Origin of the sequence: Pseudomonas sp. M5 (assembly GCF_016907075.1) — a bacterium.
Lineage (GTDB): Bacteria > Pseudomonadota > Gammaproteobacteria > Pseudomonadales > Pseudomonadaceae > Aquipseudomonas > Aquipseudomonas putida_E.
In genome coordinates this window covers 231,455-247,644 of sequence record NZ_JAFBBH010000001.1, presented here as the reverse complement: position 1 = coordinate 247,644, position 16,190 = coordinate 231,455, and the positions used below count along the sequence as shown (strand labels likewise).

The window sequence follows — 16,190 nt, the reverse complement described above, 5'->3', positions numbered from 1 at the left end:
CATGCTTCTGTCTCCCAATGCCATGGGGCGCCCGCTGCGCACGGGCCTGTACCTGACCACCGGCGTGATTGCGGCCTTCCTGCTGCTGCCGGTAGTGTTCATCATCCTGCTGTCGTTCGGCTCATCGCAGTGGCTGGTCTTCCCGCCACCAGGCTGGACCTTCAAGTGGTATGCGCAGTTCTTCGCCAACCCGGAGTGGATGGACGCCGCCCTGGCCAGCTTCAAGGTCGCCGTGCTGACCACCATCGCCGCCGTGCTGCTGGGCCTGCCTACCGCATTCGCCCTGGTGCGTGGCCGCTTCCCCGGCCGCGAAATGCTCTATGGGCTGTTCACCATGCCGATGATCGTGCCGCTGGTGATCATTGCCGTGGCGGTGTATGCACTGTTTCTGAAGCTCGGCTATACCGGCACGCTGTTCGCCTTCGTGGTCAGCCACGTGATCGTCGCCCTGCCCTTCACCATCATTTCGATCATCAACTCGCTCAAGCTGTTCGACCAGTCGATCGAGGATGCCGCGGTGATCTGCGGCGCCTCACGCCTGCAAGCGATCTTCAAGGTGACCTTCCCGGCCATTCGCCCGGGGATGATCGCCGGCGGCCTGTTTGCCTTCCTGGTTTCGTGGGACGAGGTGGTACTGAGCGTGATGATGGCCAGCCCCGACCTGCAAACCTTGCCCGTGAAGATGTGGACCACCCTGCGCCAGGACCTGAGCCCGGTGATCGCCGTCGCCTCGACGCTGCTGATCGGCCTGTCGCTGATGGTCATGGTCATTGCCGCCGCCTTGCGCCGGCGCACCGAAACGAACGCCTGAGCGCCCGGAGAAAACAACAATGAGTGCAGTGATCAAAGACAACGCGCACAACAAGACCCTGGTCAGCCTGCGCGGCCTGAACAAGCATTACGGTGACTTCACCGCCGTGGATGATCTCGACCTGGAAATCCAGGACGGCGAGTTTCTCACCTTCCTCGGCTCCAGCGGCTCGGGCAAGTCCACCACCCTGTCGATGCTGGCCGGGTTCGAGACGCCCAGCAGCGGCGAGATTCTGGTCGAGGGGCAGTCGCTGGTGAATGTGCCACCGCACAAGCGCGACATCGGCATGGTGTTCCAGCGTTACTCGCTGTTCCCGCACCTGAATGTGCGTGACAACATCGCCTTCCCCTTGGCCATCCGCAAGCTCGGCGCGGCAGAAACCAAGAAGCGGGTCGACGCCATGCTCAAGCTGGTACAACTGGAGGCGTTCGCCCATCGCAAACCCTCGCAGATGTCGGGCGGCCAGCAACAGCGTGTGGCGATTGCCCGCGCCCTGGTGTACGAACCACGCATCCTGCTGATGGACGAGCCACTCGGCGCGCTGGACAAGAAACTGCGCGAAGACCTGCAGGATGAACTGCGCCAGTTGCACCGCCGGCTGGGCATCACCATCGTCTACGTCACCCACGACCAGGAAGAAGCCATGCGCCTGTCCCAGCGCATCGCCATCTTCAGCCACGGCAAGATCGTCGGCCTGGGCACCGGCTATGACCTCTACCAGAACCCGCCCAACGCCTTTGTCGCCTCGTTCCTGGGCAACTCCAACTTCCTGCGCATCACGGCCAGCAGCAACGGTGCCGGCAGTTTCGAAGGCCAGCCAGTGGCGATCCGCCTGACGCCTGGCCTGGCGGCGGGCCAAGATGCGCTGATCATGGTACGCCCGGAAAAGGCCCTGGCACTCACCACCGACCAGGCTGCACGCGAGCCGTTGCCAGCGGGCTGGAACGAAGTGCTTGCCAAGGTTGGCGAAGTGCTGTTCCTCGGCGAAAGCCAGACCTGCCATGTAATGACCCCGGGCGGTACTGAACTGACCGTGAAAGCACTGTCGGCTGCGGGTATGTCCATGCAGCCCGGAGACACCGTGAAGGTCCGCTGGGCGGTTGCAGATGCCTGCATCTACACCGAATGGGCGCAAAGCGACCTGAGCAAGTCGGCCGGCGCGCACTGAGCAGCAGCAGCAGGTAAATGGTTGACGCGCATCCCGCCCAATAGTCATACGCGCGCCAGTTTCAGGCATCCTGCGCCGCCGCGCGCGGGGTGAAACGGGAGCCGGTGCGTCGGGGGCCACGACAAGTCCGGCGCTGCCCTCTCAAGCCCGTGGTGTTTGTACCTGGAGGCGACTGCGTGCCGCAGTCGCACTTGGCGACGGTGGCTTACAGCTTCTGATTTGAGCTGACTGTATTGGCCTCATCGCCGGCAAGCCGGCCACACAGGGACCCCGCTGCTCTCGAGCTCAGCGCAAACCCAGTAGGAGCTGGCTTGCCGGCGATGACGGCTGAACCGCCACTGCAAAAACCACTACCCGGCACAAATGAAATAGTTATAAGATAACGTTTCATTTGACATCCATTCCTGCCTGCGACCCCTCCATGACAAGTGCCGCCGCCACCCCCACCCAGCTCACCCAGCGCCTGCAGAGCATCGATGCCCTGCGCGGCCTGGTGATCCTGTTCATGCTGCTCGACCACGTCCGCGAGACATTTTTCCTGCACCGCCAGGTCAGCGACCCGATGAGCATCGACGCCACCGACCCGTCCCTGTTCTTCAGCCGCACCCTGGCCCACCTATGTGCACCAGTGTTCGTACTGCTCACTGGCCTGTCAGCGTGGCTGTACGGCGAGAAGTATCAGGGCCGCAGCGATGTCTCGGCGTTCCTGTTCAAGCGCGGCCTGTTCCTGGTGGTGCTGGAGTTCACCCTGGTGAATTTCGCCTGGACCTTCCAGCTGCCGCCCAGTGTCATCTACCTGCAGGTGATCTGGGCAATCGGCGTCAGCATGATCGCCCTGTCGCTGCTGGTATGGCTGCCGCGCCCGGCGCTGGTTGTGCTGGGCGCAGTGATCATCGCCGGGCACAACCTGCTCGACAGCCTGCACTTTGGCGCTGAGTCGGCGATGCATGTGCCGTGGGCGATCCTGCATGACCGTGGCTGGCTGGAGCTCTCTGAAAGCCTGCGCCTGCGCACCTCCTACCCGGTACTGCCGTGGATCGGCGTCATTGCCTTGGGCTATGGCCTGGGCCCTTGGTTCGCCCGTGGCAGCGATGCCGGCCAGCGTCAGTACCGCCTGCTGCTGGCAGGGGTCATCGCCCTGCTCGGCTTCATGGCGCTGCGCATGCTCAATGGCTACGGCGAAGCGCCGTGGAGCGGCTACCCGACGCTTACCCAGACCGTGATGAGTTTCTTCAACATCACCAAATACCCGCCTTCGTTGTTGTTCCTGGCCCTGACCCTGGGCTGCGGCCTGCTGTTGCTGCGCGCCTTTGAGCGCGCAGGGCAAGCCCGCTGGATCGGTGCCCTGGCGGTGTTTGGCGCGGCACCGATGTTCTTCTATCTGCTGCACCTGTACGTGTTGAAACTGATGTACCTGGCCAGCGTCGCCCTGTTCGGCCGCAATCACGGCGACTACTTCGGTTTTGACGGCATTGGCGCGGTGTGGCTGGGTGCTGTGCTGCTGGCCATGGCGCTGTACCTGCCGGTGCGCTGGTTCGCCAGGCTAAAGGCGCGCCGACGCGACATCACCTGGCTCAAGTACTTCTGATTTAGCGTTTTCACCGGCTGCCTGATGGTCTACCATGCGGGCCGCCGGTTTCCACCACGGAAATAATAGGGAATCCCAGGCCGCCCAGGCGCGCCAAACGGAACTGCCCCCGCAACTGTAGGTGCCGAGCCCGCTCCATCGATGCCACTGGATCAGCCGATCCGGGAAGGCCGGAGCCGGGTGATGACGCACCAGTCAGGAGACCTGCCGGCTTACATTCACCAACCGGCGGGGTGTCCGGGATTGGCCATCAGAGTTGCCCCTGTCGCCTGCAGGGGCGCGGCGATGCCTGTCCGTGCGTTCCTTCCGTGAACTGTCCGATAGGAGATCGCCCCGCATGCTGTCCCGTTTCGCCACCCTGCTCGCCGGCTTGAGCCTAACCGGCGCGGCTCAGGCCGCCGCCACGCACTACCCGCTGACCGTGGACAACTGCGGCATGCCGCAGACCTTCACCCACGCCCCCGAGCGCGCAGTCACCATCGGCCAGGCCGGCACCGAAATCCTCTACGCGCTGGGGTTGGGCGACAAACTGGCCGGCACATCGCTGTGGTTCAACAACGTCTTGCCCGAATACAAGGCGCAGAACGACAAGGTGCCGCGCCTGGCCGACAACGACCCGAGCTTCGAAGCAGTGGTGGGCAAGCGACCAGAGTTGGTGGCGGTGCAGTTCGAGTGGATGGTCGGCGCCCAGGGCGTGGTCGCGACCCGTGAGCAGTTCAACGAACTGAAGGTCCCCACCTATCTGCTGCCCTCAGACTGCGAAGGCAAGGACAACCTGGTGGGGGCCGATGGCACGCGACTACAGGCGTTTCAGGTCCAGACCATCTACAAGAGCGTCAGCCAGCTGGCGGAAATCTTCGACGTCCAGGACCGCGGCGCGGCACTGAACAGCGACCTCAAGGCGCGCCTGGACAGCGCCAGGCAACAACTGGCCGGCAAAGACCTGAGCCAGACTTCGGCACTGTTCTGGTTCTCCAGCGCCGACCTCGACATCGACCCCTACGTTGCGGGCCGCCAGGGCGTGGCGGACTTCATGCTGCGCACCCTGGGTGTACGCAACGTGGTCGAGTCCACCGAAGAGTGGCCCACGGTGGGCTGGGAAACCATCGCCAAGGCCAACCCTACGTGGCTGATCATCGCCCGCATGGATCGCCGCCGCTTTCCGGCCGACGACTACCAGAAGAAGCTCGAATTCCTGCGCAGCGACCCGGTAACCCAGCACATGGATGCCGTGAAGAACAACCGCATCATCATCCTCGACGCCGATGCCATGCAGGCCGGTATCCGCCTGTTCCGGGGCCTGCAGACCCTGTCGGCAGCCTTCGCCAGCGGTAAAGCGGCGCCGTGATGAACCGTAAGCTGCCCTGCTGCGCCCTGGCCCTGGTTGCCCTGCTCGGCGCGCTGCTTGCCGGCACCGCCATTGGCGAGACCACCGTGTCACCCAGCGTGGTGTACCAGGTACTGGCCAACCACCTGTGGCAGGCCGGTTACCCGGTCGACCCGATCGACGCCGGTATCGTCTGGAACTACCGCCTGACCCGCACGCTGGTCGCCGCAGCCTGTGGCGCAGGGCTGGCGACCTGTGGGGTGATCCTGCAGGCGCTGCTGCGCAACCCGCTGGCCGAACCCTATTTGCTGGGCCTGTCGGCCGGGGCTTCGACCGGCGCCGTGCTGGTAGGCCTGCTGGGCCTGGGCAGTGTTGCCCTGAGCATGTCGGGCGGCGCCTTTGTCGGCGCCGTCGCGGCCTTCGCCCTGGTCCTGGTGCTGGCCCGCGCAGCCGGCCCGAGCAGCAACAACGCCCAAGTGATCCTGGCAGGGATTGCCGGCTCGCAACTGTTCAACGCCCTGACGGCGTTTCTGATCACCAAATCGGCCACGGCCGAACAGGCTCGCGGCATCCTGTTCTGGCTGCTGGGCAACCTCAGTGGCGTGCGCTGGCCGTCAGTATGGCTGGCGCTGCCGGTGGCGCTGTTCGGGCTGGTGGTGTGCCTGTGGCACCGGCGCACACTGGACGCTTTCACCTTCGGTACCGATTCGGCGGCGTCGCTGGGCATTGCAGTGCGGCGCAGCCAGTTGCTGCTGATCAGTTGCGCGGCGCTGGTGACGGCAGTGATGGTGTCCATCGTCGGCGCCATCGGTTTTGTCGGGCTGGTCATCCCGCATGCCCTGCGCCTGTTGCTCGGCCCAGGCCACAGCCGCCTGCTGCCGGCCAGCGCCCTGGGCGGTGCGCTGTTCCTGATCGCTGCGGACATGCTTTCACGCACGCTGATCCCCGGCCAGGTGATTCCAGTGGGCGTCGTCACAGCGCTGATCGGCGCACCTGTGTTTGCGTTGATCCTGGTCAGCCGCAGGGGGCGCGCATGACGGCCATGACACCCCCAAAGGTCGCCCCGCTCGCCTGCCAGGGCTTGGGTTTGCAACTGTCGGGCAACCCCGTGCTGCGCGATATCAACCTGACGGTCGCCACGGGTGAAACCCTCGGCATCGTCGGCCCGAATGGCTCCGGCAAATCGTCCCTGCTCAAACTGCTGGCCGGGCTGCGCACGCCGCATAGCGGCAGTGTGCAATTGCTCGGCGAGCCGCTTGCGCGCCTGCCGCGCCGGCGCATCGCCCAGGCCCTGGCGCTGGTTGAGCAACAGGCCGACACCCTCGACGCCATCAGCGTGTTCGACGCCGTGGCGCTAGGGCGTACCCCTTGGTTGTCCGCCCTGGCGCCGTTTTCCCAGGAGGATCGCGCGGTCGTCGAGCAGGCCCTGGCCGACCTCGATGCCTCGCACCTGCGCACGCGCATCTGGAGCTCGCTGTCCGGTGGCGAACGCCAGCGCGTACACATTGCCCGCGCTCTTGCCCAGCGCCCGCAGGTATTGCTGCTCGATGAGCCGACCAACCACCTCGACATCCAGCACCAGCTGAGCCTATTGCAACAGGTACAGGCGCTGCCGGTAACCACCCTGGTGGCCCTGCACGACCTGAACCAGGCGCTGACCTGCGACCGCGTGGCGGTGCTCGAACACGGCCGTCTGGTGGCCCTCGGCAAGCCGCTGGAGGTACTGACCCCCGAGCGTTTGCTGAGCACCTTCGGCGTACATGCCCACTACCTCACCGACCCCTTCGACGGCGCGCGCATCCTGCGCTTTCGCGCCCCCTGAACCAGGAAGCTCCCGCATGCTGTTGCGCACTACCGTCCTGCTGCTCGCCAACGCTCTGCTACCTCACGCTGCGCTGGCCGACGTGCACGAAGTGAAGATGCTCACCCGCGGCGCGGCCGGTGCCATGGTCTACGAGCCCGACCACCTGCGTATCGCACCGGGTGATACGGTACGTTTCGTGCCGACCCAGAGCGGCCACAACGCGGCCAGCCTGCCCAGGTTGCTGCCGGTAGGCGCCGAGGCTTTCAAGAGCAAGCTGAACCAGCCCTTCGAGCAGACCTTTACGGTGCCTGGGGTGTACGGCATCCAGTGCATCCCACACCTGGCCATGGGCATGGTGATGCTGATCCAGGTGGGTGATACCGGCTTGGCCGAGTTGCCAGCGGCTTTGCCTGCGCGGGCACGTGCGCGCCTGGCAGCCCAACTGCAGCAGTTGGAGGCCGGCCAATGAACCGTTTGCTTCTGGCCCTGCCGCTGCTGGGCCTGGCGCCCTTGGCGCTGGCGGAATCCGCACAGTCGCAGAGTAACGGCTTGGTCGAAGACAGCAGCTGGAGCATCCTCAACCGCACGGTCTACGACCAGCGTGACTACAAGCATGGCGGGCGCAACAGTGCCGCCCGCAATGCCTACAAACCGCGCAGTGAACGCAATGGCCTGGCCGAGGAATGGGCCTACGGTTTGATGGGTACATTCCAGTCCGGTTTTACCCAGGGCCTGATCGGTGTTGGCGTCGATGCCCATGCCTACCTTGGCGTACAACTCGACAGCGGTGGAGGTCGAACCGGCAAGGCTCGCCTACTCGGTGTGGACAACGATGGCCACCCTAAAAACGAATACAGCCGCGGCGGTGCCGCTCTGAAGCTTCGCCTGTCCGACACAGTGCTTTCCTATGGTGAGCAGCGAGTGAAAACGCCGGTATTCAGCTCTTCCGACAGCCGTTTGCTACCCGAAACCGCCACCGGTTTTTTCCTCACCAGCAATGAAATCGACAAGGTCAAGCTGGTTGCCGGGCACTTCAACGAAAGCACCGACCGCAATGCTTCAAGCCATGACCAGGGCTTCGTGGTGAACTACTCCAACGCCCGCCAGGGCAACAGCTTCGACCTCGCCGGTGCGGTGTGGAACCCCAGCGCTGCCTTGAGCGCCAGCCTGTACACCTCCCGCTATGAAGACACCTGGAACCAGCACTACCTGGGCAGCACCCTCACCCATGCACTGGATGACCGGCGCAGCCTGAGCCTGGACCTCAACCTGTACCGCACCACCGACACCGGCAAAGCGCTGTCCGGGCGCATCGACAACACCACCTGGAGCCTGGTCTCGCGCTATAGCCAAGGCCCCCATGCTTTCAGCCTGGGCTGGCAGCAGGTGGATGGCAACACGCCGTTCGACTACGTGACCCGCGGTGCAATCTATATTGCCAACGCCGTGCAGATGTCTGACTTCAACGCACCCAACGAAAAGTCCTGGCAAGCGCGCTATGACCTGAACATGGGCGCTTATGGGGTGCCGGGGTTGAACCTGACGGCGCTGTATGTGCGCGGGTTCGATATCGATGGCACGCACGTGGACCCCAACGGCGGGTATGCGTACCTGGGCTATGGCAAGGGTGGCAAACACTGGGAGAGGGACCTTGAGGCGCGGTATGTGGTACAGAGTGGCAAGGCCAAGGGCACGGCGTTTTCACTGAGGCACAATGTGCACCGCGGGGATACGGCGCAGGCGGAACTGGACGGCAACCAGATCCGCCTGGCCGTGGAGTGGCCGTTGTCGGGCGGGCTCTGAGTGGTTTCATCCTCCTTGTGCGCCGGTTTGATGAGGCCCTTGGCGTTGCGGGTATCCACCCTCGTCACTGCAAAGCAGGAAAGTTCCTAAATGACCTGGTACTGCTCCATGTGCGTAGTCCGCCACACCGGGTCATCCTCTACGTTGATCACCGTGAAGCCCTGCCGCTCCCAGAACCGGATCGCCCCTGCCAGAAACGGATGGGTGTGCAGGTACAGACACTCAACGCCTGCCTCGACGGCGTGCTCACGCAAGGCCTGGAACAATGCCGCGGCCAGGCCGTTGCGCCGGTATTCGGGGAGCACGAACAGGCGCACGATTTCGACGACGCGTTTGCCGTGGTAGTCGAGCTGGTGGAAGCGATGGTCATAGGGCAGGTAGCCAATGACTGCGATCAACGTGCCACGATCACGGGCTTCCAGAAAGTGCCCGCCGCCATCCAGGTAAGTCGCCTCGAAATGGGCCAGGTCTTTGGGCAAAGGCGAATGGGCGAGCATGGGGAACAGCTCGCGTCGGGCACTGTCGACGAAGGCAACGACTTCATCGATGGCGTCACGGCCGGGTGATTGCAAGGTCCAGTCGGGCATGGGGTTGAAGCGATGGCCTGGGGAACGGGTTTCTACCCTACAGCATCGGACGGCGCAATGCATGGTCGGCCCGACCTCGCTATAATCCCCGGCCTGAAACGCGCCCAAGGCCAGCCCATGCCCCGCCTCTGCAAGTTGTTGCTGCCCCTGCTGTTCGCCGCTGCCCTCACCGCCTGCGACCAGAAACCGACTCGAGAAGAGCAGATCGTGGCCAGCCTGCCCTTGCAGGAGGCCTATGAGCACAACATCGACCGCATGGCGTTGCTGCTGACCCGCAGCCACCCGCAACTCGACGAAGAAACAATCCGCAGCGTGCTGCGCAAGCACCTCACGGTCGAGGATCAGCGCCAGGACCTGTTCAAGCTCTACAGCGAAAAGAACTTCAGCGACGCCGAGTTCGCCACTATCGTCGAGGTGACTCGGGACCCGGCAAAGGCCAAGGCCTTGGAGCAGACCGAGGACGGCCAGCAACTGAGCGCGAAACTTACCCGGCTGATGCGCGAGACAGCACGCGATGAAAAGGCCCAGGCACTCGCAGCGCAGCGCCTGCAACGGGTGCAGGACGAGCTGGACGCATTGGAAAACGCCGGTTCCTGAACGATTGCGACAGCCCCACATCCCTCCCGTAGCGGTGCAAGCCCATAACGAGTAAGGTTATTTCTTTTGCGTCAGTGAGGTCTGGATTGCCACACGCCAAGCATGGACTGCGCCTGGACTTGCGCACGCTGATCCTCAGCCTTTGCACACTCACAGCCCTGGTGATGCTCTGTGCCAGCTACTTCGCCAGCTACCGGGTGCAGCGCCAGTTGCTGATCGATAACGCCCTGGAGGCCAACCGGGTATATGCGGCGAAGCTGGCGGCAATCACCGAAACCTTCATCGCCACTGCCTTGCAACAGCTGTCATTCAGCGCCAGTGTGCAGGGGCGGCAACTGGCCGACGGCGCTGCGCTGGAAGCAGAAACCACACGGTTGCTGCGCCAGAGCATGGCCTTCAACTCCACCTTCGTGGTCGATGCCGAAGGTATCGTGAGGGCGATTTCACCCGCTGCGCTGCGCCATTACCTTGGCCGCAAGGTACAGACGCCCGGTACTGAAGAGGCATTGCGCGAGCGCCGGCCCCTGGTGTCGACGCCCTACCTGTCGGCGGCCAACAACCTGGTGGTGGCGCTGTCGCAGCCGATCTTCGATGCCAACGGCCGCTACCTGGGCTATGTCGGCGGCAGCCTGTACCTGCGCGAACGCAACATACTCAACAGCCTGCTGGGCGAGCATTTCTACAAGGACGGCTCCTACCTCTATGTGGTCGATCGCAACCGCCGCCTGCTCTATCACCCCAATGCCGAACGGGTAGGCAGCGTGGTCGAAGGCAATACCCTGATCGACCAGCTGACCGAACTGCAGCACGGCACGCGGCAGGTCATCAATAGCCAAGGGGTAGCCATGCTGGCGGGCTTCGCCACAGTGCCCAGTACCGGTTGGGGCGTGGTGGCGCAACAACCGCTGGCGCAAACGGTGGCGCCGTTGAGTCATCTGATTCTCACTGTCATGGGCATCTCGGCCCCCCTGGCACTGGTGGGCAGCCTGCTGCTGTGGTGGCTGGCGTTGACCATCGCCAGGCCACTTTGGCAACTGGCCGCCGGCGCCCGCACCATGGACCGCACCGGCAACGCCGAACGGCTGCACAGGGTACATGCCTGGTACTTCGAGGCTGCGGAACTAAAGCGGGCCATGCTGTTCGGCCTGAACCTCTTGCAAGAGCGCATCGGCCGGCTCAACCGCGATGCCCAGACCGATCCGCTGACCGGCCTGGGCAACCGCCGCAGCCTGGAGTTCAAGCTGTCGCTGCTGGAGGCCGAAGGCCGCGCGTTTTCGGTCATCGTGCTGGATATCGACCACTTCAAACGGATCAACGATGGGCATGGGCATGATGTCGGGGACCAGGTACTACAGCGCCTGGCCGCAATCATGCGCGGCTGTTGCCGTGAAGGTGACCTGCTGTGCCGGACCGGTGGGGAGGAGTTCCTGATGCTGCTGCCGGGGGCCGGCCTGGTAGTCGCGACAACGGTGGCGCAGCGACTGCGCGTGATGGTGCAGGACACCGCGATAGAACCGGTCGGCGCTGTGACCATCTCACTGGGGGTGGCGCACTGGCACGCCGAGCAGGATCGCGAGCCGGGTGCAGCGCTCAGCCAGGCGGATAGCGCGTTGTACCGGGCCAAGCGCGGAGGGCGAAATCAGGTGTGCAGCGAAGCTGGCGGGCACTGAAGGAAAGATGTAACAAGTATTGTCATAAAACTGTCGTGTATTGGTCATAGGATTGACCCCAACCTGACATTTCCCTTCTTCATGGATGAGCGTCTAATGCGTCGTGTGGTTTTCAATCAGAAAGGTGGCGTGGGCAAGTCAAGCATCGCCTGCAACCTTGCCGCCGCCAGTGCCGCGGAGGGTTATCGCACGTTGCTGGTGGACCTCGACCCACAGGCCAACGCCACCTACTACCTCACTGGCCTCACCAACGACGCCATCCCCGCCGGCATCGCCGACTTTTTTCGCCAGACGCTGTCGCCCGTCACCGCTGCTGGCAAGAAGCACCGGGTGGCCATCACCGAAACCCGCTACCGCAACCTGCACATGGTGACCGCCAGCCCCGACCTCAGCGACTTGCAGAGCAAGCTTGAGAGCAAGTTCAAGATCAACAAGCTGCGCAAGCTGTTGCTGGAGCTGGGCGAGGACTACGAACGGATCTACATCGACACCCCCCCTGCGCTCAACTTCTATACCTTCAGCGCCTTGGTTGCGGCTGAGCGCCTGTTGATCCCGTTCGACTGCGACAGCTTCTCGCGCCAGGCGCTGCACAGTGTCATGGCCGAGGTCGAGGAGCTGCGCCTGGACCACAACCCGGCGCTGCAAGTGGAAGGCGTCGTGGTCAACCAGTTCGCCGGCCGCACCGCGTTGCACAAGACCTTGGTTGACCAACTGCGCAGCGAGGGCATGCCCGTGCTGCCGGTGTACTTGAGCAGCTCGATCAAGATGCGAGAGTCGCACCTGGCGTCGGTACCGCTGGTACACCTGGCGCCGCGGCACAAACTGGCGATGGAGTTCGTCGACCTGCTCGATGTGCTGGAGCGGGCCGCCTGAGCTGCACTCAATGATGCAGGCTCAGGCCGATACCACTGAGCCTATGAAATTGGCCAGCTCGGGCGTTTTCGGTGCAGCGAACACTTCACGCGGGTTACCCACTTCATGCACCTTGCCATGGTGCATGAACACCAGTTTATCGCCCACTTCGCGGGCAAAGCGCATCTCATGGGTGACCATGATCAGGGTCATGCCTTCGCTGGCCAGCTGGCGCACCACGCCCAACACCTCGTTGACCAGTTCGGGGTCGAGCGCCGAGGTGATCTCGTCGCACAGCAGCACCTTGGGCGACATGGCCAGCGCCCTCGCGATCGCCACCCGCTGTTGCTGGCCTCCGGAAAGCCGGTCGGGGTAGGCATCGAACTTTTCCGCCAGGCCCACCCGCGCCAGCATCTGCTCAGCCAGCTGGCGCGCCTGGGCCTTGCTGGCCTTCTTCACCACCTGCGGCGCGAGCATCACGTTCTCGCCCACGCTCAGGTGTGGGAACAGGTTGAACTGCTGGAACACCATGCCCACTTTCTGGCGCAGCGCGCGCAAGTCGGCGCGGCCGGCATCGAGGTATTCACCGTCCACTTCGATCACGCCATCGCTGATCGACTCAAGGCCGTTGAGCGTGCGCAACAAGGTACTTTTGCCCGAACCGCTGCGGCCGATGATCGCTACCACCTCGCCCTCTTCGATGCTCAGGTCAACGCCTTTGAGTACATGGTTGTCGCCGTAGTATTTGTGCAGCGCGGACACTCTAAGCAGGGGCATGCAGCCTCCTTTCCAGATAACGGGCGCTCAGCGAGAGCGGGTAACAGAGGATGAAATAGCCCAGCGCAACCAGGCCGTAGACCATGAACGGCTCGAAGGTGGCGTTGGCCAGCATGCCGCCGGTCTTGGTCAACTCGGTGAAACCGATGATCGAGGTGACCGCCGTGCCTTTGACCACCTGCACCGAAAAGCCCACGGTCGGTGCCACGGCAATGCGCAACGCCTGTGGCAGGATCACGTGGCGCAGCTGCTCCATGCGGCTCAGCGCCAGGCTGCCGGACGCTTCCCACTGGCCGTTTGGAATGGACTCAACGCAGCCGCGCCAGATCTCTGCGAGAAACGCACTGGTGAACAGGGTCAGGGCGATGGCAGCCGCCATCCAGGCAGACACATCCAGGCCGAACAAGGCAATGCCGAAAAACACCATGAACAGTTGCATCAGCAATGGCGTGCCCTGAAACAGCTCGATGTAGCCCCGCGCCAGGCCACGCAGCCACGGCCATTGAGAAATGCGTGCGACCAGCACCAGCAGCCCTGCCAGGCCACCGAAGAAGAAGGCCACCAGCGACAACAGCAAGGTCCACTGCAGGCCGATCAGCAGGTTGCGCAGGATGTCCCAGAAGGTGAAGTCCATTCAGCGTCTCCCCATCAGCAGACGTTGCCCAACCCATGCCAGCAACTGGCGCAAGGCGATGGCCATGATCAGGTACAGCACGGTGGTCAGCAGGTAGGTTTCAAATGCACGGAAATTGCGCGACTGGATGAAGTTGGCGGCGAACGACAGCTCCTCGGTGGCGATTTGCGAACACACCGCCGAGCCGAGCATGACGATCACGATCTGGCTCGTCAGTGCCGGCCATACCTTGGCCAGGGCAGGCTGCAACACCACATGGCGAAACGCCTCGAAGCGGCTCATGGCCAAGGCTGCTGCCGCTTCCAGCTGGCCTTTGGGAATGGCCTGGATGCCCGCCCTGATGATCTCGGTGGAGTAGGCACCCAGGTTGATCACCATCGCCAGCACCGCCGCCTGCCACTCGGTCAGGCGAATGCCCAGCGCCGGCAGGCCGAAGAAGATGAAGAACAGCTGGACGATGAAGGGCGTGTTACGGATCAGTTCCACGTACAGGCCAAACAGCATGTCGAAGGGGCGCACACGCCAGGCGCGAACCCCCGCGCCGAGCACGCCGATGGCCACGCCCAGCAAGGTGCCGACCACCGTCAGCTGCAGGGTGAACCAGGCGCCCTTGAGCAACAGGGGGGCCTGGGCCAGCACGGGGGCGAAGTCGAATTCATAGGCCATGGTGGCAAACTCCGGGTACAGCTCAGAGGTCGGCCGGCAGCGGCTGCTTCAGCCATTTTTCGGCATTGCGGTTGAGGCTGCCGTCGGCCTTGGCGGCTTCGAGCGTGGCATTGACTTTGTCCAGCAGCGCCGGCTCGTTCTTGGCCAGGCCCACATAAACCGGCGAGTCCTTGAGCTTGACCTTGACCACCGGCACCTTGGCCGGGTTCTTCTGGGCAATGGCGGCCATTACCACGCTACCGCTGGCGATCAGTTCGACCTGGCCAGAGAGGTAGGCGGCGATGGTCGAGTTGTTGTCTTCAAAGCGCTTGATCACCGCCCCCTTTGGCGCTACGGCGCTCAGTTCCATGTCCTCGATCGAGCCACGGGTGACGCTGATGGTCTTGCCAGCGACGGCGTCGATGCCCGCGATGTCCACCTCGGCCGGGCCGAATACGGCCAGGTAGAACGGCGCATAGGGCCGGGAGAAATCGATCACTGCCGCACGCTCCGGGTTCTTGCCGAGGCTGGAAATCACCAGGTCGACCTTGCCTGTGGTGAGGAACGGTATGCGGTTGGTGCTGTTTACCGGGGTCAGGGCCAGCTTCACACCCAGCTTGTCTGCCAGCAGTTGTGCAGTGTCGATGTCCAGGCCACGGGGTTTGAGGTCTGGCCCGACCGCGCCGAAAGGCGGGAAGTCCTGGGGCACTGCCACCTTGAGCACGCCACGGGCGCTGATGTCGGCCAGGGCATCAGCCTGGGCGGTTGGCAGCACAAGGGCGCTGCTGCAGAACAGGCTGGCCAGGAACAAGGTGCGGAATGTCTTCATGGTGTGGCCTCGCAGGTAACCAGGGAAAAGAGTGCTGGCTGGCCAGTGCACGGGCCATGCCAACGTCCGTGCTGGCACCGGCTTGACGTGCGCAAGCCCTGAGCTGAACGGTCTTACTGGTCTGAACAGTTGCTTGCCTGCCCGCTTACCCCGCCGCCGTCACGCCCCGCTTTTGTGCAAGGCCGCATTTGCCTGCATCAGCGCGGAGCAATGCTTGCAAGCGCCTGACAATGGCCGTAAAAAGCCAAGGTCATCGCCCTCCGACCGGTCTGAACAGCATGCTCGACACCCTACCCCGCGCCGTCCCCGAACAGGCCCTGCAAGGCATCCGCAAATTGATCGAAGACGGCGGCTATCAGCCCGGCGATGCCCTGCCCTCGCAGCGCGACCTTGCCGAGCAGTTGGGGGTCAGCAGGGCCTCTCTGCGAGAAGCACTGTCCTCCCTCAGCGCTCTGGGGTTGGTGAGCGTGCAGCCGGGCAAGGGTGTGTTCGTGCAGGCGCCAGCGCCTTCGGCATTTGCCTGGCCGTATGCCGAACAGGTCTCTGCAAGCGACACCTTCCAGCTGCGTTACGCCTTGGAAGGTTTCGCTGCCGGGCAGGCGGCACTGGCACTGACTGCGGACGACATCGATCGCCTGGAAGTCAATGTAGAGGCGATGCATCAGGAGTTGCGCGCGGGCCGCTTCGAAGCCGCCGCACGGCTGGATTTCGCCTTTCACCAGCAGTTGCTGCAAGCCTGCGGCAACCACGCCATGCTGCAGGTGATCACCGCCAGCCAGGAGATATTCCTGGAAAGCCAGAAGCTGCCCTTTATCCGCCCGGAACGGGCGATGGAAACCTGGCAGGAGCACCGCAAGATCCTGCGCGCCCTGGCTCGCCGTTCACAGGCGGCGGCGCAGAAGGCGATGCAGGAGCATATTCGCAACGCGGCTTCGCGTACCGGGGTGGTGTTTTCGGTATAACACCCACTCATTGCCGGGCTGACCGCGGCTTGGCCACGAATGGGCGCACGCGGTCAAAACAGATATCTGGGCGTCGCCCTCGAAGAAGCGCCCTCGCTACCGCGCCGGTTTACTGCCTGCAACAACAACGACGAAG

The 16,190-nt window shown here is 63.7% G+C and carries 17 protein-coding genes and 1 riboswitch; of the genes, 12 read left to right on the top strand and 5 right to left on the bottom strand.

Going from position 1 to position 16,190, the window contains the following annotated elements:
* Position 1: 1 nt before the first annotated feature.
* From JOE27_RS01110 to JOE27_RS01075, 8 genes are all read left to right on the top strand, one after another.
* The gene (locus tag JOE27_RS01110; RefSeq protein WP_046787199.1) at positions 2-811 is read left to right on the top strand and encodes an ABC transporter permease; all 810 of its coding nucleotides are present in this window, start codon (positions 2-4) and stop codon (positions 809-811) included.
* Between the two features lie 19 nt (positions 812-830).
* Positions 831-1,979, top strand: coding sequence for an ABC transporter ATP-binding protein (locus JOE27_RS01105; RefSeq protein ID WP_204917609.1), 1,149 nt, complete (start codon positions 831-833; stop codon positions 1,977-1,979).
* Between the two features lie 421 nt (positions 1,980-2,400).
* Positions 2,401-3,567, top strand: coding sequence for a DUF1624 domain-containing protein (locus JOE27_RS01100; RefSeq protein ID WP_115275267.1), 1,167 nt, complete (start codon positions 2,401-2,403; stop codon positions 3,565-3,567).
* A gap of 28 nt (positions 3,568-3,595) precedes the next feature.
* Positions 3,596-3,794: riboswitch (cobalamin riboswitch) on the top strand.
* A gap of 110 nt (positions 3,795-3,904) precedes the next feature.
* Complete coding sequence (locus JOE27_RS01095) at positions 3,905-4,915, top strand: ABC transporter substrate-binding protein (RefSeq protein ID WP_204917607.1); 1,011 nt, start codon at positions 3,905-3,907, stop codon at positions 4,913-4,915.
* Complete coding sequence (locus tag JOE27_RS01090; RefSeq protein ID WP_204917605.1) at positions 4,915-5,931, top strand: iron ABC transporter permease; 1,017 nt, start codon at positions 4,915-4,917, stop codon at positions 5,929-5,931. The genes JOE27_RS01095 and JOE27_RS01090 overlap by 1 nt, the downstream gene beginning before the upstream one ends.
* On the top strand, positions 5,928-6,716 hold the full coding sequence (locus JOE27_RS01085; RefSeq protein ID WP_046787205.1) for an ABC transporter ATP-binding protein: 789 nt from the start codon (positions 5,928-5,930) through the stop codon (positions 6,714-6,716). Before JOE27_RS01090 ends, JOE27_RS01085 begins: the two co-directional genes overlap by 4 nt.
* Positions 6,717-6,732: 16 nt before the next feature.
* Positions 6,733-7,167 (top strand): pseudoazurin, encoded by a 435-nt coding sequence (locus JOE27_RS01080; RefSeq protein WP_125923275.1) that lies wholly within the window; start codon positions 6,733-6,735, stop codon positions 7,165-7,167.
* Complete coding sequence (locus JOE27_RS01075) at positions 7,164-8,501, top strand: OprD family porin (protein ID WP_115275272.1); 1,338 nt, start codon at positions 7,164-7,166, stop codon at positions 8,499-8,501. Before JOE27_RS01080 ends, JOE27_RS01075 begins: the two co-directional genes overlap by 4 nt.
* Positions 8,502-8,587: 86 nt before the next feature.
* Here JOE27_RS01075 and JOE27_RS01070 read toward each other — a convergent pair whose 3' ends face one another.
* The gene (locus JOE27_RS01070) at positions 8,588-9,088 is read right to left on the bottom strand and encodes a GNAT family N-acetyltransferase (RefSeq protein WP_204917603.1); all 501 of its coding nucleotides are present in this window, start codon (positions 9,086-9,088) and stop codon (positions 8,588-8,590) included.
* 117 nt (positions 9,089-9,205) lie between these two features.
* Between JOE27_RS01070 and JOE27_RS01065 the strand changes: the two genes are divergently transcribed.
* From JOE27_RS01065 to JOE27_RS01055, 3 genes are all read left to right on the top strand, one after another.
* A complete protein-coding gene (locus JOE27_RS01065; RefSeq protein ID WP_115275274.1) occupies positions 9,206-9,685 on the top strand; it encodes a hypothetical protein in 480 nt (159 codons plus the stop codon).
* Between the two features lie 86 nt (positions 9,686-9,771).
* The gene (locus JOE27_RS01060; RefSeq protein WP_125923273.1) at positions 9,772-11,355 is read left to right on the top strand and encodes a sensor domain-containing diguanylate cyclase; all 1,584 of its coding nucleotides are present in this window, start codon (positions 9,772-9,774) and stop codon (positions 11,353-11,355) included.
* A gap of 96 nt (positions 11,356-11,451) precedes the next feature.
* Positions 11,452-12,228 (top strand): ParA family protein, encoded by a 777-nt coding sequence (locus tag JOE27_RS01055; protein ID WP_115275276.1) that lies wholly within the window; start codon positions 11,452-11,454, stop codon positions 12,226-12,228.
* A gap of 21 nt (positions 12,229-12,249) precedes the next feature.
* On the opposite strand, the gene JOE27_RS01050 is transcribed toward JOE27_RS01055, so the two are convergent.
* Genes JOE27_RS01050 through JOE27_RS01035 form a run of 4 tightly spaced genes read right to left on the bottom strand, consistent with a single transcriptional unit; the run spans position 12,250 to position 15,092 of the window.
* Positions 12,250-12,984, bottom strand: a complete 735-nt coding sequence (locus JOE27_RS01050) for an amino acid ABC transporter ATP-binding protein (RefSeq protein ID WP_119688663.1) — start codon at positions 12,982-12,984, stop codon at positions 12,250-12,252.
* Positions 12,971-13,618: an amino acid ABC transporter permease gene (locus tag JOE27_RS01045; RefSeq protein ID WP_046787213.1), complete on the bottom strand. Its 648-nt coding sequence runs from the start codon at positions 13,616-13,618 to the stop codon at positions 12,971-12,973. The genes JOE27_RS01050 and JOE27_RS01045 overlap by 14 nt, the downstream gene beginning before the upstream one ends.
* Positions 13,619-14,284, bottom strand: a complete 666-nt coding sequence (locus tag JOE27_RS01040) for an amino acid ABC transporter permease (RefSeq protein WP_039604080.1) — start codon at positions 14,282-14,284, stop codon at positions 13,619-13,621.
* Positions 14,285-14,306: 22 nt separating this feature from the next.
* On the bottom strand, positions 14,307-15,092 hold the full coding sequence (locus tag JOE27_RS01035; protein ID WP_204917598.1) for a transporter substrate-binding domain-containing protein: 786 nt from the start codon (positions 15,090-15,092) through the stop codon (positions 14,307-14,309).
* Positions 15,093-15,370: 278 nt separating this feature from the next.
* Here JOE27_RS01035 and JOE27_RS01030 point away from each other — a divergent pair, with 278 nt between their 5' ends.
* Positions 15,371-16,054 (top strand): FadR/GntR family transcriptional regulator, encoded by a 684-nt coding sequence (locus JOE27_RS01030; RefSeq protein WP_046787355.1) that lies wholly within the window; start codon positions 15,371-15,373, stop codon positions 16,052-16,054.
* Positions 16,055-16,190: the final 136 nt, after the last annotated feature.